The 25,645-nt window shown below is 73.3% G+C and carries 21 protein-coding genes and 1 tRNA gene; 8 read left to right on the top strand and 14 right to left on the bottom strand.

Features of this window, described 5'->3' with window-relative positions:
- Positions 1-78 precede the first annotated feature (78 nt).
- The 5 genes from IF19_RS0118955 to IF19_RS0118935 all read left to right on the top strand — a co-directional run bounded on the left by IF19_RS0118955 (position 79) and on the right by IF19_RS0118935 (position 7,296).
- Positions 79-966, top strand: a complete 888-nt coding sequence (locus tag IF19_RS0118955) for an amidohydrolase family protein (protein WP_030115003.1) — start codon at positions 79-81, stop codon at positions 964-966.
- A 115-nt stretch (positions 967-1,081) separates the two neighbouring features.
- On the top strand, positions 1,082-1,828 hold the full coding sequence (locus tag IF19_RS0118950) for a response regulator transcription factor (RefSeq protein ID WP_030115002.1): 747 nt from the start codon (positions 1,082-1,084) through the stop codon (positions 1,826-1,828).
- 9 nt (positions 1,829-1,837) lie between these two features.
- Positions 1,838-3,646 carry a sensor histidine kinase gene (locus IF19_RS1000000136240; protein ID WP_050493836.1) on the top strand — a complete coding sequence of 603 codons (1,809 nt, stop codon included), beginning with the start codon at positions 1,838-1,840 and terminating at the stop codon, positions 3,644-3,646.
- A 25-nt stretch (positions 3,647-3,671) separates the two neighbouring features.
- Entirely contained in the window at positions 3,672-5,021 is a 1,350-nt protein-coding gene (locus IF19_RS0118940; RefSeq protein ID WP_030276485.1) for a bifunctional glycosyltransferase family 2/GtrA family protein, read from the top strand.
- Between the two features lie 43 nt (positions 5,022-5,064).
- Positions 5,065-7,296: an ArnT family glycosyltransferase gene (locus IF19_RS0118935; RefSeq protein WP_030114997.1), complete on the top strand. Its 2,232-nt coding sequence runs from the start codon at positions 5,065-5,067 to the stop codon at positions 7,294-7,296.
- A gap of 146 nt (positions 7,297-7,442) precedes the next feature.
- Here the strand turns inward: IF19_RS0118935 and IF19_RS0118925 are convergent, their stop codons facing one another.
- Entirely contained in the window at positions 7,443-8,363 is a 921-nt protein-coding gene (locus tag IF19_RS0118925) for an endonuclease/exonuclease/phosphatase family protein (protein ID WP_030114996.1), read from the bottom strand.
- A gap of 419 nt (positions 8,364-8,782) precedes the next feature.
- Here IF19_RS0118925 and IF19_RS0118920 point away from each other — a divergent pair, with 419 nt between their 5' ends.
- The gene (locus tag IF19_RS0118920; RefSeq protein WP_030114995.1) at positions 8,783-10,357 is read left to right on the top strand and encodes an MFS transporter; all 1,575 of its coding nucleotides are present in this window, start codon (positions 8,783-8,785) and stop codon (positions 10,355-10,357) included.
- 240 nt (positions 10,358-10,597) lie between these two features.
- Positions 10,598-11,458 carry a TetR/AcrR family transcriptional regulator gene (locus IF19_RS0118915; RefSeq protein ID WP_223872748.1) on the top strand — a complete coding sequence of 287 codons (861 nt, stop codon included), beginning with the start codon at positions 10,598-10,600 and terminating at the stop codon, positions 11,456-11,458.
- Between the two features lie 43 nt (positions 11,459-11,501).
- On the opposite strand, the gene IF19_RS0118910 is transcribed toward IF19_RS0118915, so the two are convergent.
- The 5 genes from IF19_RS0118910 to IF19_RS0118890 form a co-directional block, all read right to left on the bottom strand.
- Positions 11,502-12,545, bottom strand: coding sequence for an NAD(P)-dependent oxidoreductase (locus IF19_RS0118910; protein WP_078580928.1), 1,044 nt, complete (start codon positions 12,543-12,545; stop codon positions 11,502-11,504).
- A 7-nt stretch (positions 12,546-12,552) separates the two neighbouring features.
- Positions 12,553-13,023, bottom strand: coding sequence for a PPOX class F420-dependent oxidoreductase (locus IF19_RS0118905; RefSeq protein WP_030114992.1), 471 nt, complete (start codon positions 13,021-13,023; stop codon positions 12,553-12,555).
- A gap of 228 nt (positions 13,024-13,251) precedes the next feature.
- The gene (locus IF19_RS0118900; protein WP_030114991.1) at positions 13,252-14,070 is read right to left on the bottom strand and encodes a YceI family protein; all 819 of its coding nucleotides are present in this window, start codon (positions 14,068-14,070) and stop codon (positions 13,252-13,254) included.
- Between the two features lie 328 nt (positions 14,071-14,398).
- Complete coding sequence (locus IF19_RS0118895) at positions 14,399-16,852, bottom strand: MFS transporter (RefSeq protein ID WP_476726684.1); 2,454 nt, start codon at positions 16,850-16,852, stop codon at positions 14,399-14,401.
- 126 nt (positions 16,853-16,978) lie between these two features.
- Positions 16,979-17,491 (bottom strand): MarR family winged helix-turn-helix transcriptional regulator, encoded by a 513-nt coding sequence (locus IF19_RS0118890; RefSeq protein WP_030114988.1) that lies wholly within the window; start codon positions 17,489-17,491, stop codon positions 16,979-16,981.
- 225 nt (positions 17,492-17,716) lie between these two features.
- Between IF19_RS0118890 and IF19_RS0118885 the strand changes: the two genes are divergently transcribed.
- Entirely contained in the window at positions 17,717-17,932 is a 216-nt protein-coding gene (locus IF19_RS0118885) for a hypothetical protein (RefSeq protein WP_030114987.1), read from the top strand.
- Positions 17,933-18,357: 425 nt separating this feature from the next.
- Here IF19_RS0118885 and IF19_RS1000000136235 read toward each other — a convergent pair whose 3' ends face one another.
- From IF19_RS1000000136235 to tadA, 8 genes are all read right to left on the bottom strand, one after another.
- Positions 18,358-19,269: a hypothetical protein gene (locus IF19_RS1000000136235; RefSeq protein WP_078580926.1), complete on the bottom strand. Its 912-nt coding sequence runs from the start codon at positions 19,267-19,269 to the stop codon at positions 18,358-18,360.
- Between the two features lie 411 nt (positions 19,270-19,680).
- A complete protein-coding gene (locus IF19_RS0118870) occupies positions 19,681-20,547 on the bottom strand; it encodes an RNA polymerase sigma factor SigF (protein ID WP_018958648.1) in 867 nt (288 codons plus the stop codon).
- A 234-nt stretch (positions 20,548-20,781) separates the two neighbouring features.
- The gene (locus IF19_RS0118865; RefSeq protein WP_030114982.1) at positions 20,782-21,678 is read right to left on the bottom strand and encodes an RNA polymerase sigma factor SigF; all 897 of its coding nucleotides are present in this window, start codon (positions 21,676-21,678) and stop codon (positions 20,782-20,784) included.
- A 222-nt stretch (positions 21,679-21,900) separates the two neighbouring features.
- A complete protein-coding gene (locus IF19_RS0118860) occupies positions 21,901-22,194 on the bottom strand; it encodes a Dabb family protein (RefSeq protein WP_030114981.1) in 294 nt (97 codons plus the stop codon).
- A 10-nt stretch (positions 22,195-22,204) separates the two neighbouring features.
- Positions 22,205-22,369 (bottom strand): hypothetical protein, encoded by a 165-nt coding sequence (locus IF19_RS1000000137715; RefSeq protein ID WP_167345071.1) that lies wholly within the window; start codon positions 22,367-22,369, stop codon positions 22,205-22,207.
- A gap of 879 nt (positions 22,370-23,248) precedes the next feature.
- The gene (locus IF19_RS0118850) at positions 23,249-24,487 is read right to left on the bottom strand and encodes a hypothetical protein (RefSeq protein ID WP_030276481.1); all 1,239 of its coding nucleotides are present in this window, start codon (positions 24,485-24,487) and stop codon (positions 23,249-23,251) included.
- Positions 24,488-24,774: 287 nt separating this feature from the next.
- Positions 24,775-24,862 (bottom strand) — tRNA-Ser (locus IF19_RS0118845).
- Positions 24,863-24,928: 66 nt separating this feature from the next.
- Positions 24,929-25,357 (bottom strand): tRNA adenosine(34) deaminase TadA, encoded by a 429-nt coding sequence (gene tadA, locus IF19_RS0118840; RefSeq protein ID WP_030117579.1) that lies wholly within the window; start codon positions 25,355-25,357, stop codon positions 24,929-24,931.
- Between the last annotated feature and the right edge of the window lie 288 nt (positions 25,358-25,645).

The raw sequence follows: 25,645 nt of genomic DNA, 5'->3' as shown, positions 1-25,645 counted from the left end.
GTGGTCCGCGGCATGCGGCCCGCAGCCAGTGGCCCGCGCACCGCGGTCCGCGAGCGGGGAACGGTGAAAGGGCTGTGCATGGACACGGAAAGCGATGACGTCGCGCGGTTCCGCGAGCGGATCGGGCTCCCCGGGATCATCGACGTCCACACCCACTTCATGCCGGAGCAGGTCCTGCGCAAGGTGTGGGCCTACTTCGACGCCGTCGGGCCGCTCACCGGCCTGGAGTGGCCGATCAGCTACCGGTACGAGGAGGAGCGGCGGCTGGAGGTGCTGCGCGCCTTCGGGGTGCTGCGCTTCACGTCGATGATCTACCCGCACAAGCCCGGCATGGCCCGCTGGCTGAACGGCTGGGCCGCCGACTTCGCCGCCCGGACGCCCGACTGCCTGCACACCGCGACCCTCTTCCCGGAGGAGGGCGTGGAGACGTACGTGAAGGAGGCCGTCGAGAACGGGGCGCGGGTCTTCAAGTCGCACCTCCAGGTGGGTGCGTACGACCCCAACGACCCGCTGCTCGACCCGGCGTGGGGACTGCTCGCGGAGGCCGGTGTGCCGGTGGTGACGCACTGCGGTTCGGGTCCCGCGCCGGGGCGGTTCACCGGGCCCGGGCCGGTCGGGCGGCTGCTGGCGCGCCACCCCCGGCTGCGGCTGGTCGTCGCGCACATGGGGATGCCGGAGTACGCGGAGTTCCTGGCGCTGGCGCAGGCGTACCCGGAGGTCCGGCTGGACACGACGATGGCGTTCACCGATTTCAGCGAGGGGTTCAGCCCGTTCCCGGCGGCCGAGCGGGGGCGGCTGGCCGATCTGGGCGACCGGATCCTGCTGGGGACGGACTTCCCGAACATCCCGTACCCGTACGTCCATCAGCTCGACGCGCTGGAGCGGCTCGGGCTGGGGGACGCGTGGCTGCGCGCGGTCTGCCACGGGAACGCCGCCGCGTTGTTCGAGCTGCCGGACACGCCTTAGCTCCCGCGCCTCAGGGCCCCCGTGCTCAGGGCCCTCAGGACCTCGCGCAGCTTTCTCAGGCAATTCACAGACACGGGTCAGGGTTCTCTCACGGGTGGCTCACAGAGTGGGGCCCATGACGACGACGATCGCGCCCCAGGGGCGTACCGAACTGCGCAGGCCGGACCGTACCCCTGTGCGCGTCCTGGTCGTGGACGACGAGGCTCCGCTCGCCGAGCTGCTCTCGATGGCCCTGCGCTACGAGGGGTGGGAGGTGCGGAGCGCCGGGGACGGGGCCGGAGCGGTGCGGGCCGCGCGCGACTTCCGTCCGGACGCCGTGGTGCTCGACGTGATGCTGCCGGACATGGACGGGCTGTCCGTGCTGGGCCGGCTGCGCCGGGAGTACGCCGATGTCCCGGTCCTCTTCCTGACCGCCCGGGACGCCGTGGAGGACCGGATCGCCGGGCTCACGGCGGGCGGCGACGACTACGTGACCAAGCCGTTCAGCCTGGAGGAGGTCGTCGCCCGGCTGCGCGGGCTCATCCGCCGCTCGGGCTCGGCCGTCGCCGCCGGGCGCTCCGAGTCCACGCTCGTCGTCGGGGACCTGGTCCTGGACGAGGACAGCCACGAGGTGAGCCGGGGCGGGCAGTCGATCCACGTCACGGCCACCGAGTTCGAGCTGCTGCGCTTCCTCATGCGCAACCCGCGCCGGGTGCTCAGCAAGGCGCAGATCCTCGACCGGGTCTGGAACTACGACTTCGGCGGCCAGGCCAACGTGGTCGAGCTCTACATCTCCTACCTCCGCAAGAAGATCGACGCCGGGCGCACGCCGATGATCCACACCCGGCGCGGCGCGGGGTACCTGATCAAGCCCGGTGAGTAGGGGTCCGTCATGAAGGTGGTGCGCCGGCCCTGGACGCTGCGGACCCGGCTCGTCGTGTCCGCCGTCTCCCTGATCGCCGTCGTCGCGGCCGTCATCGGGTCCGTCACCGCGATCGCCTTCCACAGCTACCTGTACGGCAAGCTCGACGACCAGCTGCACTCCGTGGTCGAGCGCGCCCAACGGCCGCCGGGGCCGGTTCCGTTGCCCGAGTCGCTGCGCGAGGCCGGACCGCTCGGCTTCGTCGGCGGGGGCGGCCAGCCGCTCGGCACGTTCGGGGCGCTCGTCGGAGAGGACGGGGAGGTCACCGCGTCGAAGGTCGTCGCGGACAGCGGACTGCGCGCCCAGGAGAGCGCGAAGCCGCTGACGGACGATCAGGCGCAGGCCCTGGAACCGGCGGCCCCGGGGAGCGGCGAGGGGACCCGGAGCGTCGATCTGCCGGGCCTCGGCGGGTACCGCGTGGAGGCCGCGACCACCGCTGAGGGCGCTACCGTCCTCGTCGGCATCCCGAGCGCCGAGGTGAGCCGGGCGCTGACCACCCTGATCGTCGTCGAGGTCTGCGTCACCGCCGCAGGGCTGCTCGCCGCCTCGATCGCGGGGACCGCCCTCGTCGGCGTCGCCCTGCGACCGCTGCGCCGGGTCGCCGCGACGGCCACGCGCGTCTCCGAACTCCCGCTGCACAGCGGCGAGGTGGCGCTCGTGGAACGGGTTCCGGACGCCGAGGCCGACCCGCGTACCGAGGTCGGACAGGTCGGCGCGGCGCTCAACCGGATGCTGGGCCACGTCGGCGCGGCCCTCGCCGCACGCCAGGAGAGCGAGACGCGGGTGCGGCAGTTCGTCGCCGACGCCAGCCACGAGCTGCGGACCCCGCTGGCCTCGATCCGGGGGTACGCCGAGCTGACCCGCCGCGCGGGCGGGGGCGGGGCGGCGCCCGGACCCGATCCGGTCACCCGGCACGCGCTGGGGCGGATCGAGTCGGAGGCGGACCGGATGACCGGCCTGGTGGAGGATCTACTGCTGCTGGCCCGGCTGGACGCGGGGCGCCCGCTCTCGTACGGAAGCACGGACCTGCTGCCCCTGGTCGTGGACGCGGTCAGCGACGCCCGCGCGGCGGACCGGCCGGGGCCTCGGCCGCACGACGGACCGGCGGCGGACCGCACCGGAACCGGGCCGGGGTCTCAGCCGTACGACGGACCGAAGGCGGCGGCGGACCGGCCCGCGACCGGCTCCGGCACCGGACCCGCGACCGGCTCCGGCGTGGCCCGGCACCGGTGGCGGCTGGAGCTGCCCGCCGAGCCCGTGACCGTACGCGCCGATCCTGCACGGCTCCAGCAGGTGCTGGTCAACCTGCTGGCCAACGCCCGGACGCACACCCCGCCGGGCACCACCGTCACCGTCTCCGTACGGCCGCCCGCCCGCGCCGGGGGGCCGGTCGCGCTGGAGGTGCGGGACGACGGGCCCGGCATCCCGGCGGCGCTGCTGCCGCACGTCTTCGAGCGGTTCGCCCGGGGCGACGCCTCCCGTACGCGCGGCTCCGACGGCGGCGGAGCGACCGGGTCCACCGGGCTCGGCCTCGCCATCGTGCAGGCCGTCGTCACCGCGCACGGCGGGCGGGTACGGGTGGAGTCCGCGCCGCGCCGCACGGTCTTCGCGGTCGAGCTTCCGGCGGACGCCGAGCCGGACGCGGGGCCGGACTCGGGACCCGGCACCGAGCCGGACGCGGGACCCGGCACCGAGCCCGGCACCGAGCCGGATGCCGACCCGGGCACCGAGCCCGACGCGGACTCACAGGCCGGGGACAGGCTCACCACACGGGTGTGACAGGGCGGTTGGCGAATGTCGGAGCATGACCACCGACAGCAGCCTCCGGAGCGGCCCCGGAACGACCGGCCGCAGCAGCAGGGACGGTGACGACGGGACGGCCCACGGCCGGCTGCCGGGCCGGGAGCACCTGCCCGCGCTCGCCCTCGACCCGGCCGCCGGGCCCGGCGCCCCCGTGCTCGACGTCGTCGTCCCCGTCCACAACGAGGAGAAGGACCTCCGCCCCTGCGTCGTCCGCCTCCACGGCCACCTCGCCCGCACCTTCCCGTACCCCTTCCGCATCACCGTCGCCGACAACGCCAGCACGGACACCACCCCCGCCGTGGCCGCCGCGCTCGCCGCCGAACTGCCCGGGGTGCGCTCGGTACGCCTGGAGGAGAAGGGGCGCGGGCGGGCCCTGCGTACGGTCTGGGCGGCTTCCGACGCACCGGTCCTCGCCTACATGGACGTCGACCTCTCCACCGACCTCAACGCCCTCCTCCCGCTCGTCGCACCGCTGATCTCCGGCCACTCCGACCTGGCCATCGGCACCCGGCTGACCCGGAGTTCGCGGGTGGTGCGCGGCCCGAAGCGGGAGTTCGTCTCGCGCGCCTACAACCTGATCCTGCGTTCCTCGCTGGCCGCCGGGTTCAGCGACGCGCAGTGCGGGTTCAAGGCGATCCGGCGCGAGGTGGCCGAGCGGCTGCTGCCGATGGTGGAGGACAGCGGCTGGTTCTTCGACACCGAGCTGCTGGTCCTCGCCGAACGGGCCGGGCTGCGCATCCACGAGGTGCCCGTCGACTGGATCGACGACCCCGATTCGACCGTCCACATCGTGCGGACGGCCACCGAGGACCTGAAAGGCGTGTGGCGGGTGGGGCGGGCGCTGGCCGTCGGGGCGCTGCCGCTGGACCGGCTGGCCCGGCCCTTCGGGGACGATCCGCGCGACCGGGCGCTGACCGGGGTGGAACGCGGACTGGCCCGCCAGCTCATCGGCTTCTGCGTGGTGGGCGCGCTGTCCACCCTCTTCTACCTCGCCCTCTACTCCCTCTTCCGGCTCGGCGTCGGCCCGCAGCTCGCCAACGGCGGCGCGCTGCTCGTCTCGGCCGTCGCCAACACCGCCGCCAACCGCCGGCTCACGTTCGGCGTACGCGGGCGCGGCGGGGCCGTCCGCCATCAGGCGCAGGGGCTCGTGGTCTTCGCCGTCGGCCTCGCCCTGACCAGCGGATCGCTGGCGGCGCTCGGGGCGGCGACCGGCTCGCCCTCGCACTCCACCGAGCTGGCCGTCCTGATCACCGCCAACCTCGCGGCCACCGTGCTGCGCTTCCTGCTCCTGCGCGCCTGGGTCTTCCCCACCGGTGCCCGCCGCGCCCCCGCGTCCGAGGACCTCCGATGACCACGACCGCCCTCCCCGCCACCTCTGCTCCCGAGGACCTCCGATGACCACGACCGCCGAATCCGTACCCCCGGCCCCCACGCCGACCGAGCCTTCCGCGCAGCCCGCGCCTTCCGCGTCCGGGCCCCGCTGGGCGAAGCCCGCGCTGTACGGGCTGCTCCTCGCCGTCGGTCTCGCGTACTTCTCCAACCTCAGCGCCTCCGGTTACGCCAACTCGTTCTACTCCGCAGCCGTCCAGGCGGGCAGCCAGAGCTGGAAGGCCCTCTTCTTCGGCTCGCTGGACTCCGCCAACGCCATCACCGTCGACAAGCCGCCCGCCGCGCTCTGGCCGATGGCCCTGTCGGTACGGCTGTTCGGGCTCAACTCCTGGGCGATCCTGGCCCCTCAGGTGCTGATGGCCCTCGCCACGGCGGCCGTGCTCAACTCCGCCGTACGCCGTCGCTTCGGGCCGGTCGCCGGGCTGATCGCGGTCGCGGTCTTCGCCCTGACGCCGGTCGCCGCGCTGATGTTCCGCTTCAACAACCCCGACGCGCTGCTGGCGTTGCTGATGACCGTCACCGTGTGGTGCGTGCTGCGGGCGCTGGAGCGGGGCCGGACGGCGTGGCTGCTGTGGGCGGGGGCGGCGGTCGGGCTGGCGTTCCTGACGAAGACCCTCCAGGCGTTCCTGATCCTGCCGCCGCTGGCCGTGTTGTACGCGGTGTGCGCCCCCGTTCCCGTACGGCGTCGGCTCGGCCAACTCGCGCTGTCCGCACTGGCGATGGTCGTCACCGGCGGCTGGTGGGTGGCGGTCGTGGAGCTGCTGCCGGCCTCCTCGCGCCCGTACGTCGGCGGCTCGCAGAACAACTCCTTCCTGGAGCTGACCTTCGGCTACAACGGGCTCGGCCGCATCAACGGCGAGGAGACCGGGAGCGTCGGCGGGGGCGGTGGCGGCCGTGGGGGCGGTGGCTGGGGCGAGACCGGCATCGGGCGGATGTTCAACTCCGAGGTGGGCGGCCAGATCGCCTGGCTGCTGCCCGCCGCACTGATCCTGCTGGCGGCCGGTCTCTGGCTGACCCGGAAGGCGGCGCGGACGGACTCCGCGCGGGCGGCGTTCATCGCCTGGGGCGGTGCGCTGGTCATGACGGCGGCGGTGTTCAGCTTCATGGCCGGGATCTTCCACCAGTACTACACGGTGGCCCTCGCCCCGTACGTCGCGGCGCTGGTCGCCATGGGCGTCACGGTGCTGTGGGAGGAGCGGGGCACGTGGTGGCCGCGTGCGGTGCTCGCGGCCGTGGTCCTGGTGACGGCCGGGTGGGCGTACGTCCTGCTGGGCCGCACCCCGGACTACCTGCCGTGGCTGCGGTGGGCGGTCCTGGCGGCCGGGATCGCCGGGGCGCTCGGGCTGCTGGCCGCGGGCCGGTTCGGCGGGCGGGGCCTCGTCCTCGCGGCGGTGGGGCTGAGCTGGGCGGCGGCGCTGGCGGGGCCGGCGGCGTACACCGCGACCACCCTGAACAGCGGCCACCAGGGCTCGATCGTGACCGCCGGCCCGTCGGCCGGGTTCGGCATGGGCGGTCCCGGGGGTGGCGGCCGGGGCGGTCCCGGCGGGCCCGGCGGACCCGGTGGCGGTGACGGAGGTGGACAGCGGGGCGGCGGCGGTACGCAGCAGCCGCCCGGACAGGGGCAGGCCCCGGGGCAGGGCCAGGCCCAAGGACAAGGGCCGGGACAGGGCCAGGGACAGGGACGGCAGGGAGGCGGGGCCGCAGGCATGCCCACGCCGCCCGGCGGCACGGGTACCGGCACCGGCCCGGGTACCGGCACCGGCCCTGGTACGAGTACGGGAACCGGCACCGGTACGGGTCAGGGCGCGGCCCCCGGTGGCTTCCCCGGATTCGGCGAGGGCATGAGGGGCGGTGGCGGCATGGGCGGGCTGCTCAACGGCGCGTCCGTCGACACCGAGGCGAAGGCCCTCCTGACCGAGGACGCCGACGACTACACCTGGGCCGCCGCCGCGATCGGCGCGCAGAACGCCGCCAGCTACCAACTCGCCACGGGTGACCCCGTGATGGCGATCGGCGGCTTCAACGGCAGCGACCCGTCGCCCACCCTCGCGCAGTTCAAGAAGTACGTGGCGGCGGGGAAGATCCACTACTTCGTCGCGGGCGGCGGAATGGGCGGCGGAGGGGGCATGGGCGGCTCCGGCACCGCCTCCCGGATCTCCGCCTGGGTGACGGAGAACTTCACCGAGGTCACCGTCGGCAGCGCCACGTTCTACGACCTGACGCGGCCCACCGGCTGACGGCAGGGCCGCAGCGGAACGGGGCGTACGCGGCCGGGCTCAGAACCCGGCCGCGTACGTCCAGCAGTCCCGCATCACCTCGGGCACGGTGGGCCCGGGCATCGCCGTCCGGGCGAGCAGCCCGGCGACCGGCCCCGTGGCCGGGCTCACCGCCCCCGCGTGCGCACCAGCAGGTCCGCCACCACCGGCCGGTGGTCGGACGCGGTGCTCTCCGGCACCCATGCCCTCCGCACGGTGACCGCGCCCCGCGGACCACCGCCTCCGCCGTGGGGCCCGCCGTTTCCGGGCCCGCCCTTCGACACGGCGACGAAGTCGATCCGCTTGACCGGGGCCTGCGCGGGGAACGTGGGCGCGCCCGGGTCGGCGTCGGTCAACTCCTTCCACAGCGGGGCCAACTCGGCGGCGGCCGGCTCCGCGTTGAAGTCGCCGAGCAGGATCTTCGGGCCCCGGTCCTCGGCCATGATCCGCCGGGTGTCGGCGACCTGGGAGACGCGGACGGCCGGGTCCGGCCGGTAGTCGAGGTGGGTCACGTAGACGTGGACGGGCAGCCCCCGTACGCGGACGACGACTTCCCCGAACCCCGGTGCGGGGGCGGGTACCGGGTTCGGATCCTGGGTCGAGAGGCGGGTGATCTCGTGGTTCTCGGCTTTCACGATCCGATGTCGCGACAGCACGGCCACCCCGAACTCGGCGCGTGGGCCGCCCGGTTCGGCCGGGTCCAGGCTGTAGATCGGCGCGAAGGAGACGTGCATCCGCAGCCGCCGCGCCAGCTCGCCCGCGAGATCCCGCCATGCGCTCCGGGCACCCCAGTGCCGGTCCACCTCCTGAAGGCCGATCACATCAGCGTCGAGTGACCGCAGTTCGGCCACCTGCCGGTCCAGGTCGAACACGCCGTCCGGGCCGGCCCCGGCGTGGATGTTGTACGTGGCGACGCGCAGCGGCACACCTCCGCCGGGGGAGGGGCGGTGCGTCGTGAGGGCGGCGGCGGGCGGCGCGAGCAGCACCCCCGAGAGGGCGGCGGCGAGCAGGAGTTGCGGGGTCCGGGCGGTACGGCGACGCAGCGACATGGCTCTCCCAACGGCCGAAGATCGCGCACTTTGTCAGGTCGGCGTCGAGAACCGTACCGCCCGCCCCGCGTCGTGGTCCTCATGTGCGACGGCTCCGACGTGGCGGAAATCGACTTGTACGCTGTACAGCGGTGTTCTACGGTGTATGTCATGGCTCCTGTACGCCGTACAGGGCGGGATGCGACAGGACAGACCGGAGCAGCGCAGACCAGGGCCGGTCAGCGCTGGTCAGGGCCGGTCAGCGCAGGCCGGGGCAGGGCCGCGGCACCCGGATCGCAGACCGCCGACGGTAGCCACCTGCCCCCAGCCCCCACCCCGGGCAGGCCCCGAGCCCTCAGGCCCGCCGCACCACCCCGCACCACCCGCAGGCACCCCCCACCCACCGACCACCACCGACCCATGGATCCCAAGGAGCCCGTATGACGGCGCCCGCCGCACCGCGATCCGACCTCGCCCCTCACGGGCACCCGCAGCGCTGGCTGATCCTCGGCGTCATCTGCCTGGCCCAGCTCACGGTGCTGCTCGACAACACCGTCCTCAACGTCGCCATCCCCTCCCTCACCACGGAGCTGGACGCCTCCACCGCCGACGTGCAGTGGATGATCAACGCCTACTCGCTCGTCCAGGCGGGTCTGCTGCTCACCGCGGGCAGCTCCGCCGACCGCTACGGGCGCAAGAAGATGCTGGTCGTGGGCCTCGCCCTGTTCGGCGTCGGCTCGCTCGTGGCCGGGCTCGCCCAGTCGTCGGGCCAGCTCATCGCGGCCCGCGCCGGGATGGGCGTGGGCGGCGCGCTGCTGCTCACCACCACGCTCGCCGTCGTCGTCCAGATCTTCGACGACACCGAGCGCGTCAAGGCGATCGGCATCTGGTCGACCGTCTCGTCCCTCGGCTTCGCGGCGGGCCCGCTGTTCGGCGGGTTCGTCCTCGACCACTTCTGGTGGGGCGCGATCTTCCTCATCAACATCCCGGTCGCCCTGATCGCGCTGGCCGCCGTCGTCCGGCTCGTACCGGAGTCGAAGTCCGGCCAGGGGGAGCGGCCCGACCTGCTGGGCGCGCTGCTCTCCACGATCGGCATGACCGCCGTCGTCTTCGCGATCATCTCCGGGCCCGAGCACGGCTGGACCTCCGGGCGGGTGCTGCTGACCGCGTTCGTCGGGGCCGCGGTGATGGCCGGGTTCGTGCTGTGGGAGCTGCACATCCCGAACCCGATGCTCGACATGCACTTCTTCCGGAACCAGAAGTTCGTCGGCGCGGTGGCGGGCGCGATCCTCGTCGCGTTCGGCATGGGCGGTTCGCTGTTCCTGCTCACCCAGCACCTGCAGTTCGTGCTCGGGTACGGACCGCTGGAGGCGGGGCTGCGGACGGCGCCGATGGCGCTCACCGTGGTCGCCCTCAACCTGACGGGCCTGGGCGCCCGCCTCGTACGGGCGTGGGGGACGCCGGTCGTCATCGCGGCCGGGATGAGCGGTCTGGCGGCCGGTCTCGCCGCCATCGCGGTGCTGGGCCGGCACGGGTACGGGGGCATGCTGTTCGGCCTGGTCGTGATGGGCGCGGGGATCGCGCTCGCGATGCCCGCGATGGCCAACGCCATCATGAGCGCCATCCCGCCGGAGAAGGCCGGGGTCGGCGCGGGGGTGAACGGCACGCTCGCGGAGTTCGGCAACGGCCTGGGGGTCGCGGTGCTCGGCGCGGTCATGAACGCCCGGTTCGCCGCGCTCGTGCCGGCCGCCGTGGGCGCCTCCTCGCTGCCGGCCGCGCTCGCCGCAGCCGGTTCGCCGGAGGCCCGCGAGCAGATCAAGGACGCCTTCGCCTCCGGCCTGGAGGTCAGCCAACTGGCGGGCGCGGTCGCGGTGCTGGCGGGCGGTCTGGTCGCCGCGCTCCTGCTGCGCCGGGCGGAGCGGTCGGAGGCGTCGGCGTCCGGGGCCGCGACCACCGCGACATCGCAGGTGGAGAAGGCCGGGGACCGGGCAGACTCCACGGGACCGCAGGCATAGCATCGAAGCGGACGTGCGTACCGGATCGACGGCGTCCGGTACGGGGTCCTGCCGGAAGCCAGCCCTCCGGAAGCCGGCCCTCCGGAAGAAAGTCCTCCGGTGGACGGCCCTCCGGTGGACGGCGCTCCGGTAGCCCCCGGTGCGCGGTCCATCCGGTACGCCGTCCTCCGGGACGCGGCCCCGGTCGGCAAGGACGGACGGCTCGGCGATGCGGTCCGAGCGAGACGAGGAGAGTGCGCCATGGAGTCCGAGCCCGGGACCGGGTCCGACCGCGCGAACGCCCCGGGAGAGAGCGGCACGCCCGGAGAGCAGGGCGAACCCGCCCCCGAATCCGGGGCCGACGCCGCGAGCAGCGCCCCCCGGACCAGCGTGTGGCTGGACCGGCGGACGCCGTCCCGTTCCCGCCGTACGGAGTCCCCGGCCGGGCTCGACCGCGACCGGATCACCGAGGCGTCGGTGCGGCTGCTGGACGCCGACGGGCTCGCCAAGTTCTCCATGCGCCGGCTCGCCGCCGAGCTGGACGTCACCGCGATGTCCCTCTACTGGTACGTCGACACCAAGGACGACCTGCTGGAACTGGCCCTCGACGCGGTCTACGCCGAGATCACCCCGCCGCGCGAGGGCGCCCCCTGGCAGGACCGGCTGCGCGAACTGGCCCGCAGCTACCGCGAACTCCTCGTCCGCCACATCTGGATCTCCCCGCTGGCCGGGACCTTCCTCAACATCGGCCCCAACTCCATGCTGTTCTCGTACGCCGTCCAGGACATCGTCCGCGCCACCGGCCTGCCCCTGGAACGGCAGACGGGCGCGCTCTCGGCGGTCTTCCAGTTCGTGTACGGATTCGGCACCGTCGAGGGCCACTTCAAGGCGCGGTGCGACGCGACCGGGCTGACCCAGGACGAGTACCACCGGCAGGCGATGGGCACGATCCGGGCCCAGCCGCACCTGCGGAAGATCGTCGAGTCCTCCGACGACCTGATGGCGGCCCGGGGCGGGGAGACGGTCGAGGAGATGCGCGAGCGGGACTTCGGTTACGCGCTGGACATCGTGGTCGCGGGCATCGAAGCGGTACGCGACCGGTCCGGCGCCCCGGCGGGCTGAGCCGGACCGCTCGCGTACCGCTCCTCAGTGCCCCCGCCCCACGTCAGTACCCCCGCCCCACGTCCACCGTCAGTTCCGGTCGCCGGCCCGCCGTCACGGCCTCCCAGGCGGCGGTGAAGTCCCCGACGACGTCCTCCTCCGCGGTGATCCCCGAGGAGTGCGAGGTGACGACCGTACGGGGCAGCCGCCACACGGGGTCCTCCGGCGCGGCCGGCTCCTTCGCCAGGACGTCCAGCACCGCCCGCCGCACCCGGCCGTCCGCCAGGGCGCTCTCCAGGGCGGCCAGGTCGACGGTCGCGCCGCGCCCCACGTTGACGAACGTCGCCCCGCGCACCGCCGCGAACCGGGCGGGCCCGAAGAAGCCCGCGGTGGCGTCGGTCAGCGGCAGCGTGGAGACGACCCAGCGGGCCCCGCCCAGAACCTCGGCGTCCTCGGCGGCCCCGATCACCCGGTCGAAGCCGGGCACGGTCCGGGCGGAACCCGGCGCCGGTCCGCTCCGCGCGGTGCGGGCGACGCCCACGGTCCGTATCCCGCAGGCCCCCAGCAGCCGCCCGACCGCCGCGCCGATGCGGCCGGTCCCGTAGATCACGGCGGTCTGCCCGGCGATCAGCTCCGTGGGGAGCTGCTCCCAGTGCGCGCGGGCGTGCTGGGAGGTGAACTCGGGCACGGCCTGGCACTCGGCGAGCACCCACCCCAGCACGTACTGGGCCATCCGCTCGCCCATCCGCCCCACGGTCCGCGTCAGCAGCGCCGAGGCGGGCCAGGGGCCCGCGCCGAGCAGCCGGTCCGTCCCCGCGGTGACGCTGTGGAACCAGAGCAGCCGGTCCGTCCGCAGCGCTCCGGGCAGTGAACCGCCCACGCACAGGTAGGGCTCACCGGACGGCGGCGGCCCCTCCGGCAGGGTCCGCGCGGGGCGCCCGGCGATCCGCTCCACCTCCCGTACGAGACCGGCCTCCAGGGAGGGCGAGACCAGCAGCAGGGCCCGCGCGAGGGCGTCGGGCCCGGGCAGCGGGGCCGGCGGCACGGGCAGTCCGCAGGCGAGGGGGGAGAAGGGCGGCGACTGGCCGGCGGCGGTGTTCCCGGTCATCGCGCGGTCAGCTCCCCGGCGCCAGGTGGGCGGGGAAGCCGCCGGTGGCGACCGGGCCCCAGCGCTCCGGGGTGACCCGGATGATCGACTTGCCCTGCTTGACCATGGCCGCCCGGTACTCGTCCCAGTCCGGGTGCTCGCCCGAGATGTTCCGGAAGTACTCCACCAGCGGCTCGACCGAGTCCGGGACGTCGAGGACCTCCGCCGACCCGTCGATCTGCACCCACGGGCCGTCCCACTCGTCGGACAGGACGATCACGCTGACCCGCTCGTCGCGCCGGGCGTTGCGGGTCTTCGCGCGCTCGGGGTACGTCGACATGACGAGCCGCCCCGCGTCGTCCACGCCGCAGGTCAGCGGGGACCCCTGGGGGCGGCCGTCGGACCGGGTGGTGAGCAGGAGCGCCCGGTGCCGGGGGCGGACGAACGCCAGCAACTCGTCGAGTTCCACGGCGGTGTTGGTCGCGATGTTCGGTGCCATGCCCACCACCCTACGACCGCCCCCCGGCCCTCGCCGGGGCACCGCAGCGCACCGTCCGCCCCCGCCGCGCGTACCTGTACCGCCGCACACGCCCGCGCACACCGGCACACACACCCGGCCCCGCGCACACCGGCGCGCACACTCGCCCCCGCGCGCACCGGCCCCGCGCGAGCGCCCGCCCGCGTGCGAGCCGGCCCCCGCCCGTACCCGCCCCACCCCCGGTACCGGTCACGGCATCGGCAGCGCCTCGCCCTGGACCGCCTGGATGTCCAGCTCCACGCGCAGGGTCGTGCCGATCGCGGAGATGCCCGCCTGGACGACCTGGTTGTAGTTCATCGCGAAGTCGTCGCGGCGCAGTTCGGCGGCGGCGTTGAAGGCCGCGCGGGTGCCGCCCCACGGGTCGGGCCCGGTGCCGAGGTAGGTGAGGTCCAGGTCGACCGGGCGGGAGACGCCGTGCATGGTCAGCTCGCCGTGCACGGTCCAGCGGTCCGGCCCGGCCGGGGTCAGGCCGGTGGAGCGGTAGGAGATCTCCGGGTACCGCTCCACGTCCAGGAAGTCCGGCGAGCGCAGGTGCTTGTCCCGCATGCCGTTCCCGGTGTCGATGCTGGCCGCCCTGATCACCGCGTCGACGCGGGAGCGCCCGACCTCCGGGGCGATCTCGATCCGGCCGCCGAAGTCGGTGAACCGGCCGTGCACGCTGGAGATCCCCAGGTGCTGGGCGACCGCGCCGACCGAGGAGTGCGCCGGGTCCAGCGACCAGGCGCCCGGCGGCGGAAGCTGCACCCCGCCCTGGCGGGCCAGCACGATCTGGCCGCCCTCGATCCGCCCGCTCGCGGTGACGAGGGCGGTGGAGGCGGCGGGCGCGTATCCGACCGCCGTGACGATCACCGTGTACGCGCCGGCCTGCAGGGAACCGTCCGTGCGGACGGCCCCGTCCTCGTCGGCCGTGGCGCGCAGCACCTGGGCGCCCGTCATGTCGGTGACGGTGACGACGGCGTGCTGGACCGCCCAGCCGTCCCGCGTCCGTACCTGTGCGCGAAGTCCCATCCCGTATCTCTCTCCTAGCTCGACGACCCCCGTCGCCCGGTCGGGCCCGTAAGGCACATCAGTCGGGCCCCGGGGCGGTCACGGCAGGCCGTCCCCTGCTCGCCGTGGCCGCCACCGGGGCCCGTTTCCACCCGGTCGCGACAGCCTCTCCGCTGGAAGCGCCGTCCGACCAGGGGTCTTCGCGATCCCTTCACGTGCTCACGTGAAGATCACGTGCGCCTGCTTGCCGTTGCCCGCAGGAGCACATGCTCACGCACCGGAAGGATCAGTTCCTGGCCCGGCCGCCGGACCGTTCCCGCCCACGCGGGCCGGACCGGCGGCCGGGGGGTCACTCGCCGGGGTGGGCGAGCTCGATGTCGTGCCCGTCGACCCCGGGGCCGCTGACGGTCAGCGATCCGGCCACCGGCGGGTAGCCGGTCGCGATGACCGCGTACTCGCCCGCGTCCAGGTCGGTGAAGGCGTACGCCCCGTCCTCGCCGGTCGTCGCGGTGGCGACCACGTTGCCGGCCGCGTCGATCAGCGTGACCCGGGCGTCGGTCAGCGGGTTCCGGGCGGACCCGGCCCGCACGACGCCCCGGACCAGCGCACCGGACCGCAGCGCGGCCTCGACGCGGGTGACGCCCTGGCCGCCGATCTCCACCGGCAGCGCCAGCGGGCGGAAGCCGGCCGCGGTGACCGCGACGGTCACGGAGCCCGGGATCAGCTCGCCGAAGGCGAACTCACCGGACGCCCCGGAGGCGCCGGTGGCCAGGACGTCGCCCCGGACGTCGGTGACGACGACCATCGCGCCCTCGACCGGTTCCCCGGTCGCCTCGGCCCTGACCGCACCGGCCAGCCCGCTCGTACCGGAGAGCAGGATGTCGAAGGCCAGCGGCTCCTCGCCGACCACCACGGTGGACGCCTGCGGCTGGAAGCCGTCGGCGGAGGCGATCAGCACGTAGCTGCCGGCGCCGGGGGCGTCCAGGACGTACGTCCCGTCGGGCCGGGCCACCGAGCGGCCGAGCTGCCGCCCGCCCAGCGAGATCAGGGTGACGGCCGCGCGGGGGACCGGAACGCCCTCCGCGCCGCGCACCACACCGTGCACCGGAATGCCCTGGACGTTGTCGTACGTGGTGGAGGCCGGGGCCTCGTCCGCGTACGTGTCGACCGTGGTGACCCCGGCCGCGCCCTCGGAGACCAGGCCGGTCGCGCCGACGGCGGCGGGTACCGGGGTCTCGGCCGTCTCGGCGACGGCCGGGGCGTCCTGCTGGGCCGAGGAGTCGGCGGGGGCGTCGCCCGCCGCGCTGGTCCTCAGGGCGACCTCCTTGATGAAGATCGTCACGATGAACGCGACGAGCGCGCACGGGGCGGCGTACAGGAAGACGTCGCCGACGCCGTGCCCGTACGCGGCCTCCATGACCACGCGGAACGGCTCGGGCAGCTTGTCCAGGTCGGGGATGCCCCCGCCGCCGGTGCCGCCGTGGCCGAGCTTGGCGCCCTCGGGGCCGAGTGCGGCGAGGCCGTCCTTGACGTACTGGGTGACCCGGTTGCCGAGGACCGCGCCCAGCGCCGAGACGCCGATGGCGCCACCGAGGGAACGGAAGAAGGTGACGACGGAGCTCGCGGAGCCGAGGTCCTCGGGCGCGACCTGGTTCTGCGTGGCGAGGACCAGGTTCTGCATCATCATGCCGATGCCGAGGCCCATGACGAACATGTAGACCGCGACGTGCCAGTACTCGGTGTCGTACCGGATCGTGCCCAGCAGCCCGAGCCCGGCCGTGACCAGGAAGCCGCCGGTGACCAGCCACGCCTTCCAGCGCCCGGTCTTGGTGATGACCTGGCCGGAGATCGTCGAGGAGAGGAAGAGCCCCGCGATCATCGGGATCGTCATGACGCCGGACATCGTCGGCGACTTGCCGCGCGCGAGCTGGAAGTACTGGCTGAAGAAGACGGTGCCCGCGAACATCGCGATGCCGACGAACAGCGAGGCGATCGAGGCCAGCGTGATGGTGCGGTTGCGGAAGAGTCGCAGCGGGATGATCGGTTCCTTGGCCCGCGACTCGATGAACACGAAGATCAGGCCGAGCAGGACCGAGCCCGCGACCATCACGTACGTCTGCCACGACAGCCAGTCGTACTTGTCGCCCGCGAAGGTCACCCAGACCAGCAGCAGCGAGACGGCGGCGCTGATGAAGAACGCGCCCGCCCAGTCGACCTTGACGCCCTCGCGCTTGACGACGGGGAGCTTCAGGGTCTTCTGGAGCACGATCAGGGCGATGACCGCGAACGGCACGCCCACGTAGAAGCACCAGCGCCAGCCCATCCAGCTGGTGTCGGTGATGACGCCGCCGAGCAGCGGGCCGCCGACGGTCGCGACGGCGAAGACCGCGCCGAGGTAGCCGCTGTAGCGGCCGCGCTCGCGCGGGGCGATCATCGCGGCCATGACGATCTGCGCGAGGGCGGAGAGGCCGCCGACGCCGATGCCCTGGACGACCCGGCAGGCGATGAGCATGCCGCTGCTGGTCGACAGACCGGCGACGACCGAGCCCAGGACGTAGATGACCAGGGCTATCTGGACGAGCAGCTTCTTGCTGAAGAGGTCGGCGAGCTTGCCCCAGAGCGGGGTGGTGGCGGTCATGGCCAGCAGCGATGCCGTCACGACCCAGGTGTAGGCGCTCTGGCCGCCGCCGAGGTCGGAGATGATCTCGGGCAGCGCGTTGGAGACGACCGTCGACGACAGGATCGCGACGAACATGCCGAGCAGCAGCCCGGTCAGCGCCTCCATGATCTGCCGGTGTGTCATCGGCGTGCCGTCGGAGGCGCCGGGGCCGGTGTGGCCCGCGTGCCCTCCGTGCTTGGCGTGGCCGCCCCGCACACCGGTGGGTGTGGTCGTAGCCATTGAGTTCCTATCCGTGCGTATTTGCTTCTGTTACACAGGTGTACGGGTGTGAGCCCCGTTGCCGAGGCGGTTCCTGCACTCCCCGGTATGGCTTCCGGGGGCGCAGCCGCCCGCTCCACGACAGGCGAAGCTGTCGCGGAGTCGGGACAGCAGCGCGTTGAGCCGGCCGACGTCCTCGTCGGACCAGTCCTGAAGGTTGTGGGCGAACATCTCGGTGGTCCGCCGGGTCAGCTCGTCGAGCTGGGCGTGGCCGCCGGGAGTCAGCCGGAGGATGCGCGAGCGCTTGTCCGCCGGGTCCGGGGACCGTTCGATCCAGCCACGGTCGGCCACATGGGCCACGTGGCGACTGGTCACCGACATGTCCACGGAGAGCAGCTCGGCGAGCCGGCTGATGCGCATCTCACCGTGCCGGTCCAGGAGGGTCAGCACGGCGGCGGACCCCGCCGGGCATTCGGCGGGCAGTGCGCGGGCCAGCCCCCTCTTGACGGCCCCGACGGCGCTGAGCTGCCGGGCCAGTTCCTCGTAACTACTCCTTGCCGCCACGGGAACCCCCAGCACACTCACGTCTATGTTGTTGCTTAGGGCAACGATAGAAGCCGATGGTTGCTACAGGCAAACGAAAACGGCCTTGCAGAAGTAAAGGAACACCAAAGCCTCCGCCGGGTCCCGGTCAAGCCCCGGCCCGGCTCGCACCACCGCAGGTCGCACGGGGTACCGGACGGCCCCGGGGGTTGGGCGGCAGCCCCGAGTTCGCTAGGGTCCTGCCCCATGGCACACAACCCCCACGCCCCTCAGCCGGGCCCCGAGGGCAACCACGACCCGGCGGGCAGCACGCAGATGTTCCGCGCCTTCGTCGACGAGGGCGAGCCGCAGCGCCGGCAGCAGCCCGCGGCGACCTCGTCCGGGCCGAAGGTCGGGGTGATCGCGGCGGTGATCGCGGTCGTCGTCGTCCTCGGCGCGGTGGCCTGGCTCGCGCTGGGCTGATCACTGACTGACGGCCGCTGACCACGACGGGGCGGTGAGGCGGCGTCGGGCCGCCGGCGCGGCACGGCCCGACGCCACGTCGCAGTCACCCCCGCGGTGCGGTCACCCCGCGGTGCGGTCACCCCGCGGTGCAGTCACCCCGCGGTGCAGTCACCCCGCGGTGCGGTCACCCCGCGGTGCAGTCACCCCGCGGTCGCGGCGCGGACGTGCCGTGGTCGTGTCGCGGTGCGATCGCTCCGGTGGGCGGTCGGCCGGGCCGAACGGTCGGCGCCCCGAGCCCGGGGCTGCCCGGTCGATGACCCGGCCCCGGAGGCCGCCCGGCCGCCTCGACGCGCCCGGGACCTCCGGATCAACGCGTCCGAGCTCTCCGCTCAGCCGGAGTCCGGGGCCTCCTGGTCAACGAGTCCGCGCTCTCCGGCCCAAGGTCACTCCCATACGGCGGTGACGTTCCGCGTCTCGACGTGCATCCCCAGCGGGACCCGCCAGGACGCCACGCAGATGGTGTACGTCTCGGAGCGCGTCGCACCCGCGCGGATCGGGGCGGGCAGCGGCTGGGACGAGGTGATCGTCGCCCAGTCGACGCCGAGCGCGCCGATGATGTGCGTGGCGAAGGTGACGGTCCCCGAGCGCGCCGGGGAGCCGCCGGTGTTGCGGAACTCCACGGTCACCTTCTCGCACCACCGCTTGTCCGCCGCCGCGCGCTGCGGCGCGCTCAGGGTCAGTGCGGCGGGGGTGGCGGGCGGTTCCGGGTCCGGTTTCGGGTCCGGCGGCTTCGGGTTCGGCTTCGGCTTCGCGGGCGCGGGCGGCTTCGGACTGCCGGGGCCGTCCGGGGAGCCGCCGGGCGCTTGATGGTCGTCTGGACGGCCCTCCGATCCACCGCCCGGCCGCGAGGCTTCACTCCCCGGCCGCGTACGCGTTCCGTCGCTCGCTCCGGACTCCTGAGCCCCGGGTGACCCTCCTTCGCCGCCCGCCGTGCCCGTACGCACCCCGCCAGGACCGTTCAGGAGGCCGCTGGGGCCGCTCGTACCGGGGGACGAAGAAGCGGAGGGCCCCGTACCGCTCCGATCGCCTCCGCCGCCTCCCGTGCCGCCGCCGGGCCGGTCGAGGGGGGCGAACGTCACGCCGCCCGAGGGCTTCCCGCCTCCGGGCGAGGACTGCTCCGGGCCCCCCTCGGCCGCCGCGCCCACGGCGGCGTACCCCTTTCCGGGCCCGCTCCCGCAGCCGGTCAGCAGGCCGCCGCCCAGACACAGCGCGGCCGCCGAGGCCACGATGACGGTGCCCCGGCGGCCGGTGGAGCCGTGGATCCGGCCGCTCGGGCCGGTCGTCTGACGTCGCATCGCGCCAGTGTGGATGACGGGCCGTCAGATATGAACCCCGGTGCACCGATCCGGTGGAGGACGGCCCGGCGCGCGCCCGGGGCGAGACGGTGACGAATACGCGGGGCGGGACGGCGACCGGCGTCCGGGGCGGCGATGAGTACGCGGGGCGGGGCGGCGACGGGCGTCGGAGGGGGCCCGCGCCCGCGCGCGAAGCCGCCCCTGTCCGGCGCGCGAAGCCGGAACGGCGACGGATACCGGGGCGGGGCGACGATGAGTACGCGGGGCGGGGCGGCGACCGGCGTCCGGGGCGACGACGAGGACTCGGGGCGGGGCGGCGGCCGGCGTCCGGGGCGGGCGGTGACCGGTGTCCGGGGCGGGTGCCTGGGGCGGGGCGGATCAGCCCCGCTCCGGGCACCCCGACGGGCCGGATCAGTCCGCGATGAGCCCTTCCCTGAGCTGGGCGAGCGTGCGGGTCAGGAGCCGGGAGACGTGCATCTGGGAGATGCCGACCTCCTCGCCGATCTGCGACTGCGTCATGTTCGCGAAGAACCGCAGCATGATGATCTGGCGCTCGCGCGGGGCGAGCTTGGCCAGCAGCGGCTTGAGCGACTCCCGGTACTCGACGCCCTCCAGCGCGGAGTCCTCGTACCCGAGGCGGTCCGCGAGCGAGCCCTCGCCGCCGTCGTCCTCGGGGGAGGGGGAGTCGAGCGAGGAGGCGGTGTAGGCGTTGCCGACGGCGAGCCCGTCGACCACGTCCTCCTCGGAGACCCCGAGCGCGCGGGCCAGCTCCGGCACGGTCGGCGAGCGGTCCAGCTTCTGCGCGAGCTCGTCACTGGTCTTGGTCAGGGCGAGCCGCAGCTCCTGGAGGCGGCGGGGGACCCGCACGGACCAGGAGGTGTCGCGGAAGAAGCGTTTGATCTCGCCGACGACGGTGGGCATCGCGAACGTCGGGAACTCGACGCCCCGTTCGCAGTCGAACCGGTCGATCGCCTTGATCAGGCCGATCGTGCCGACCTGGACGATGTCCTCCATCGGCTCGTTGCGGCTGCGGAACCGCGCGGCGGCGTACCGCACCAGCGGGAGGTTCAGCTCGATCAGAGTGTCCCGCACATAGGTCCGCTCCGGACTGTCCGTTCCCTCGGGGCCCGAGGCGGGGCCGAGCGCGGCGAGCCGCAGGAACAGGGAGCGGGACAGCGTGCGGGTGTCGATGGCCTCCGGCGAGCTGGTGAGCACGGCGGGTGCCGGCACGCTCTTGGTGAGCGTGAGCACCTTCGAGCTGCCCTGTTCTTCGGACATGCCACCCCCTTGAGGTCGCGGACGGTCGCGGCGGCCGCGACCATCGGAGGAACGCAGCCTCCACCTGAATACCGGAGGCGGGGCTGCGGCAAACGCGCTTCGAGCAGAATGTCACATGTCGGCAACACGCTGTAGTGACATGTCGACAAGTCAGCGCCGAATCCGCCCTGGAAACAGGGGGTGTGGCCCTTATATGCCGTCAGAACCGCTCTCTGGACGGTCTACCCGTTCCGGTTACGCCTCGATCCTGTTTGCGGATCTCAGTCGGGCGAAACTTCTGGCGAGAAGCCTTGACACATGCATCTGCGAGACGCCTAGCTCCGCGCTGATCTGAGACTGAGTCAAGTTGCTGTAGTAGCGCAAGAGAAGGATGCGCTGCTCCCGCTCGGGGAGCTGGACGAGGAGGTGGCGTACGAGGTCGCGGTGCTCGACGCCGGCGAGCGCGGGGTCCTCGTAGCCGAGCCGGTCGAGCAGCCCCGGCAGCCCGTCGCCCTCCTGGGCGGCCTCCAGGGAGGTCGCGTGGTACGAGCGTCCGGCCTCGATGCAGGCCAGTACCTCGTCCTCGGCGATCTTCAGCCGCTCGGCGATCTCGGCGGTGGTGGGGGAGCGGCCGTGAGCGGTCGTCAGATCCTCGGTGGCGCCGGTGACCTGGACCCAGAGTTCATGGAGGCGGCGGGGTACGTGGACCGTGCGGACGTTGTCGCGGAAGTAGCGCTTGATCTCGCCGACGACGGTGGGCATCGCGAACGTCGGGAACTGGACCCCGCGCTCCGGATCGAACCGGTCGATGGCGTTGATCAGGCCGATCGTGCCGACCTGGACGACGTCCTCCATCGGCTCGTTGCGGCTGCGGAAGCGGGCGGCGGCGTACCGGACGAGGGGGATGTTCGCCTCGATGAGGGCGGCCCGGACCCGGCGGTGCTCCGGGGTGCCCGGCTCCAGGTCCTTGAGCTGGCCGAAGAGGACCTGGGTGAGCGCCCGGGTGTCGGCGCCCCGGGACTTGGCGGGCCGTGCGGGGCGGTCCGAGGTCTCGGCTCGGGGGTCCCGGGCGTCCCGGACGTCCTCGGACAGGATCGCCGGGTCGGCTTGGACGGCCTGGGGAGGCACTTGAGGCGCTGTACTGGCCGGCACGGTGTCGCCACCCCTTTGCGGTCAACTACGGTCAACTCATCCGTCAAAAGCGGTCATAGCATCACAAGACATGAGCACTATGTGCAAGCACCGTATAGTGCCGTGTTGTGGGCATATGGGTTTAGAACTATGAAAGAACCCCTCGCCCGGAAGGTGAGGGGTTGATGGAACCAGTCCGGGGACCGGCCCGGAGGAAGGCGCCGACCGTGGCGGCGAGAGTGGTCAGAAGGGGTAGTCGGCGATCACCCAAGTGGCGAATTCCCGCCACTGTCCGGCCGCGGCCTGGTGGGCCGGATGCTCGATGTACCGCTTGAGCGCTTCCTCGTCGGCGACGGCGGAGTTGATGGCGTAGTCGTACGCGATCGGCCGGTCGGTGATGTTCCAGGCGCACTCCCAGAACTCCAGCTCCGGGATCCGCCCCTCCAGCTCCCGGAAGGCCCGGTCCCCGGCGACGACCCGCGGGTCGTCCCGCTCGACGCCTTCGTTCAGCTTGAAGAGGACCAGGTGGCGGATCATCGTGGGGCTCCTACTTCACCAGTTCTGACATGAAGTCACCGACGCTCTGCGCGGCGCTGGAAACGCCTTCGAACCCTACCCCCACCAGCTCGGCGGACCGCTTGGGAGAGGTGATGATCGTGTACAGCACGAAGATCACCACGAGATAGATGATGATCGTCTTTGCCTTGGCCACAATCCTGCCTCCCCGTCGGCCCCATGTGCGGTCGGGCGATTCTATCCGTACGCATGACCGCATTTGATGGCTGTTTTCGATCACTGATGCACCTTTTAAGGACCTACGACCCGGCCATCGGGGCCTTTCGCCCGCCCCGCCGAGCCGTCCCGCCCGGCAGCATGGATACCGAGCCCGACGGGACCTGGCAGGACCCGGAAGGCCGGAACAGGGCCTCTCTGTGGGGTCGGCCCGCCGCGCGATTCCCCCTGACCGCGACGACCGACCGCAGGCGCTGTTCCCACCGGGGGAAGCGGCTTGTCCCCCCGATGCCGCTTCCCCCGACCTGACCCGTGGAACCGGAGCGCCCGGCCGCCGTACCCCTCGTACGGCGACCGGGCGCTCTGCTGTACGACGGGCGGCAGATGCCTGCGGGCCGGGGGCGAGGGTCGCGCGAACAGCAGGCGCGCAGCATCAGGGCCGAGCGGACTCCGGGCCGCTCGGGGTCGCCCCCCCCCCCGCACGCACGGGGACCACGCGACGGGCTATGCGTCCGTGTTCACGCTCTGGGGACCACCCCCGCGTACGCGGGGACCACGCCTGCCGGGTCCAGCGCTCACGCCCGGGAAGGGGGCCACCCCCGCGTGCGCGGGGACCACCCTTCGTGACCTGGGGGTTTAGGTGGCGGGAATGCGGTTTTTGCTTACTTCTTGAGGAACCGGCATATCTCGCCTTCCGTCGCAAAGTGGTCACGTGTGGTTCGGCTGTTGCCCATTCTGCCCGCCGCCGGTCCTGTCTGGGCCTGGCTTCGGCGGGTGGGCTGCGGTTCTGCTCTCTGTGGGGCTGGTCCTGGGGATGCGGTGTGCCCGTCCTGCCCAACCGGGAGCCGTGGGGCAGGGGTTAGGCGGGCTTGAGGAGGTTGCGGAGGTTGGCGATGTGGGCTTTGACGGCGGCGATCTCGTCCGGGGTGGGGGTGGTGGGCTCGCCGCCGTGAGTGTGTGCGTGGTGGCAGGTGCGGCAGAGGCCGTCGGGGAGGGCCCCGGGTGGTCCTGGGCGGCGGCAGTTGGTGCATTCGACCAGTAGCGCTTCGTGGGTGGGTTCCGTGGCGTCCGGCGATCGGGACTCTGCTGTCCTGGGGATGTGGGGTGGGATTTTGTCGGTGAGGCGGCGGTGGAGGAGGCCGGCGGGGGAGTCGATCCGGGCGGGGAGTCCTGCGGTGAGGGCGGTGGTCAGGTAGTCCACGCTCACGCCGCGCGCCAGCCACGCGGACGCGAGCGGTTCCAGGGTCGCGCAGTCCGCTGCGGAGAGTGCGAGGCGGTGGTCGTCGCGGCCCAGACGCGCCAGCGCCAAGTAGGCGTCGGAGGGGCCGGGTTCGGCGGTAGCGCGGAGGGTCGCCGGTACCTCGCCGGGGGCGGGCGGTGTGGGGCGTGGGACGGTCTGGTCGGCTTCTGGACGGTCTGCGCTCGGGGCGGGCCGCACATGGGCCATGTCTCCTGCGTGCGGCTGTTGTTCGGTGTGGTGGGGGCCGGGCGTGCCGGTGGCGGCGGCCGGGAGCGGTGGGCGTTGGTGGGGTGCGACGGCCTCAAGGGGTGGGGCTTGCCGTGGTGCGGGCGGCTGCTGGGGTTCCTCGGCTGTGTCCCACAGTGTGGGGGATGCTGGGGGTGTGGTCCGCGGTGGTGGGGGTGCGGCCACGTCTGCGGGGGTGACGGTCTGGATGCAGTGTTCCGTGGCCAGGTAGGCGTTCCACCACTCGTTGTCGCGTGCCGTGCGGGACCAGAACGTGCGGGAGATCCAGCGGACCTCGCCTCCCTTGCCCCTACCTGTTCCCGTGGTGAGTCTGGAGCGGACTCGGCGGAGGTGGCCCGCTACGGAGAGGCTGTTCAGCGAGGTGCCGATGGCCTGCTGGCCGTACAGGGGCAGGTGCTTGGCCAGTTGCTTCACGCTCATCGCCGCGCCCTGGGGCAGGCGGTCGATGAAACCCGCCACGTAGCGCTCGCGGGCCGGGAGCAGGGCGAAGTCATCGCGTGCGGGCGGACGTTGGTCGGGAGCATTGCGCTTGCCATAGCCCGGCTTCGCCATCGGGTAGGCGTGGGAGATCACGGGAGCGGGCGGGACAGGACTAAGGTGCTGAGTAGCCATGAGATCGGCTTTCTAGGTGGAGATCTTGTGAAGGCGCTCGGGTCTCGGGGCTCGTATCCCGGCATCTGGGACCCGGGACCCGAGCTTCGGGCCCGCGCCTCCGTTCCGTACTCCCCACGAGTGACCCGGCCCACCCCGGAACTCGAAGCCCGAAGCCCGAAGCCCGAGGCTCGGAGTTCGTGACCCGAGCTTCGGGGTCGCCGCGCGGGCTCGTCCCGGGGAGGCTTCGGGCTGCACGCAAACACCCCCTCGGCCCGCGTTTCCACGGATCAAGGGGGTGTTGAAAGCGGTAGCGGTGGGATTTGAACCCACGGTGACGGGTTACGCCACACTCGCTTTCGAGGCGAGCTCCTTCGGCCGCTCGGACACGCTACCGAGAGAGAGCTTAGACCATCTCGGGGCGTGACAGAAATCGGTTCCCGGTGGCCGGGTCGGGCGGGGTCATAGGGCGCGGAAGAAGGACGTCAGCTGGGCGGCGCACTCCGGCTCCAGGACGCCGGCGATGACCTCCGGGCGGTGGTTCAGGCGGCGGTCGCGGACCACGTCCCAGAGGGAGCCCGCAGCGCCGGCCTTCTCGTCGCGGGCGCCGTAGACGACCCGGGCCACCCGGGACTGGACCAGGGCGCCCGCGCACATCGTGCAGGGCTCCAGGGTGACCACCAGGGTGCAGTCGGTCAGGCGCCACTCGCCGTGGGCCTCGGCCGCCCGGCGCAGGGCCAGGATCTCGGCGTGGGCCGTGGGGTCGCCGGTGGCCTCGCGCTCGTTGTGGGCGGTGGCCAGTTCGGCGCCGTCGGGGCCGAACACGACGGCGCCGACCGGCACATCGCCGGCCGACGCCGCCCGCGCCGCCTCGGCCAGGGCGCGGCGCATCGGGGACCGCCAGGGGTCGCGTACGGGATCGGGCTCAGGTACGCGAGCCGGTTCCCGTGCGGAACCGGGCTCCTGTGCGCGTACGGGATCGGAATCCGGTACGCGTACGGGCTCCCGGGCGGGGTCGGGTGAAGGGGTCGGCGGTCGTGCGGTCACCCGCGGACCCTAGCGGACGGGGCCGAGCGGGGGCTGGGCCGCCATCGACCGGGGCGGGTGGAGGAGAGGAGGGGGTGAGTGAGGAGGGTGAGGGGTGGAGTGGCGGGGGGGGGGCTGGGGGGGGGGGGGGGG

The organism is Streptomyces californicus, assembly GCF_000717645.1.
Lineage (GTDB): Bacteria > Actinomycetota > Actinomycetes > Streptomycetales > Streptomycetaceae > Streptomyces > Streptomyces californicus.
The sequence above is the reverse complement of the archived record's forward strand: the minus strand, read 5'-3'. Positions and strand labels throughout refer to the sequence as shown.

What these genes read in the sequence shown, in the direction of transcription:
- IF19_RS0118955 (WP_030115003.1), top strand. Translation starts at nt 79, where the DNA reads ATGGACACGGAAAGCGATGACGTCGCGCGGTTCCGCGAGCGGATCGGG.
- IF19_RS0118950 (WP_030115002.1), top strand. Translation starts at nt 1,082, where the DNA reads ATGACGACGACGATCGCGCCCCAGGGGCGTACCGAACTGCGCAGGCCG.
- IF19_RS1000000136240 (WP_050493836.1), top strand. Translation starts at nt 1,838, where the DNA reads ATGAAGGTGGTGCGCCGGCCCTGGACGCTGCGGACCCGGCTCGTCGTG.
- IF19_RS0118940 (WP_030276485.1), top strand. Translation starts at nt 3,672, where the DNA reads ATGACCACCGACAGCAGCCTCCGGAGCGGCCCCGGAACGACCGGCCGC.
- IF19_RS0118935 (WP_030114997.1), top strand. Translation starts at nt 5,065, where the DNA reads ATGACCACGACCGCCGAATCCGTACCCCCGGCCCCCACGCCGACCGAG.
- IF19_RS0118925 (WP_030114996.1), bottom strand. Translation starts at nt 8,363, where the DNA reads ATGTCGCTGCGTCGCCGTACCGCCCGGACCCCGCAACTCCTGCTCGCC.
- IF19_RS0118920 (WP_030114995.1), top strand. Translation starts at nt 8,783, where the DNA reads ATGACGGCGCCCGCCGCACCGCGATCCGACCTCGCCCCTCACGGGCAC.
- IF19_RS0118915 (WP_223872748.1), top strand. Translation starts at nt 10,598, where the DNA reads ATGGAGTCCGAGCCCGGGACCGGGTCCGACCGCGCGAACGCCCCGGGA.
- IF19_RS0118910 (WP_078580928.1), bottom strand. Translation starts at nt 12,545, where the DNA reads ATGACCGGGAACACCGCCGCCGGCCAGTCGCCGCCCTTCTCCCCCCTC.
- IF19_RS0118905 (WP_030114992.1), bottom strand. Translation starts at nt 13,023, where the DNA reads ATGGCACCGAACATCGCGACCAACACCGCCGTGGAACTCGACGAGTTG.
- IF19_RS0118900 (WP_030114991.1), bottom strand. Translation starts at nt 14,070, where the DNA reads ATGGGACTTCGCGCACAGGTACGGACGCGGGACGGCTGGGCGGTCCAG.
- IF19_RS0118895 (WP_476726684.1), bottom strand. Translation starts at nt 16,852, where the DNA reads ATGACACACCGGCAGATCATGGAGGCGCTGACCGGGCTGCTGCTCGGC.
- IF19_RS0118885 (WP_030114987.1), top strand. Translation starts at nt 17,717, where the DNA reads ATGGCACACAACCCCCACGCCCCTCAGCCGGGCCCCGAGGGCAACCAC.
- IF19_RS1000000136235 (WP_078580926.1), bottom strand. Translation starts at nt 19,269, where the DNA reads ATGCGACGTCAGACGACCGGCCCGAGCGGCCGGATCCACGGCTCCACC.
- IF19_RS0118870 (WP_018958648.1), bottom strand. Translation starts at nt 20,547, where the DNA reads ATGTCCGAAGAACAGGGCAGCTCGAAGGTGCTCACGCTCACCAAGAGC.
- IF19_RS0118860 (WP_030114981.1), bottom strand. Translation starts at nt 22,194, where the DNA reads ATGATCCGCCACCTGGTCCTCTTCAAGCTGAACGAAGGCGTCGAGCGG.
- IF19_RS0118850 (WP_030276481.1), bottom strand. Translation starts at nt 24,487, where the DNA reads ATGGCTACTCAGCACCTTAGTCCTGTCCCGCCCGCTCCCGTGATCTCC.
- tadA (WP_030117579.1), bottom strand. Translation starts at nt 25,357, where the DNA reads ATGCGCCGCGCCCTGGCCGAGGCGGCGCGGGCGGCGTCGGCCGGCGAT.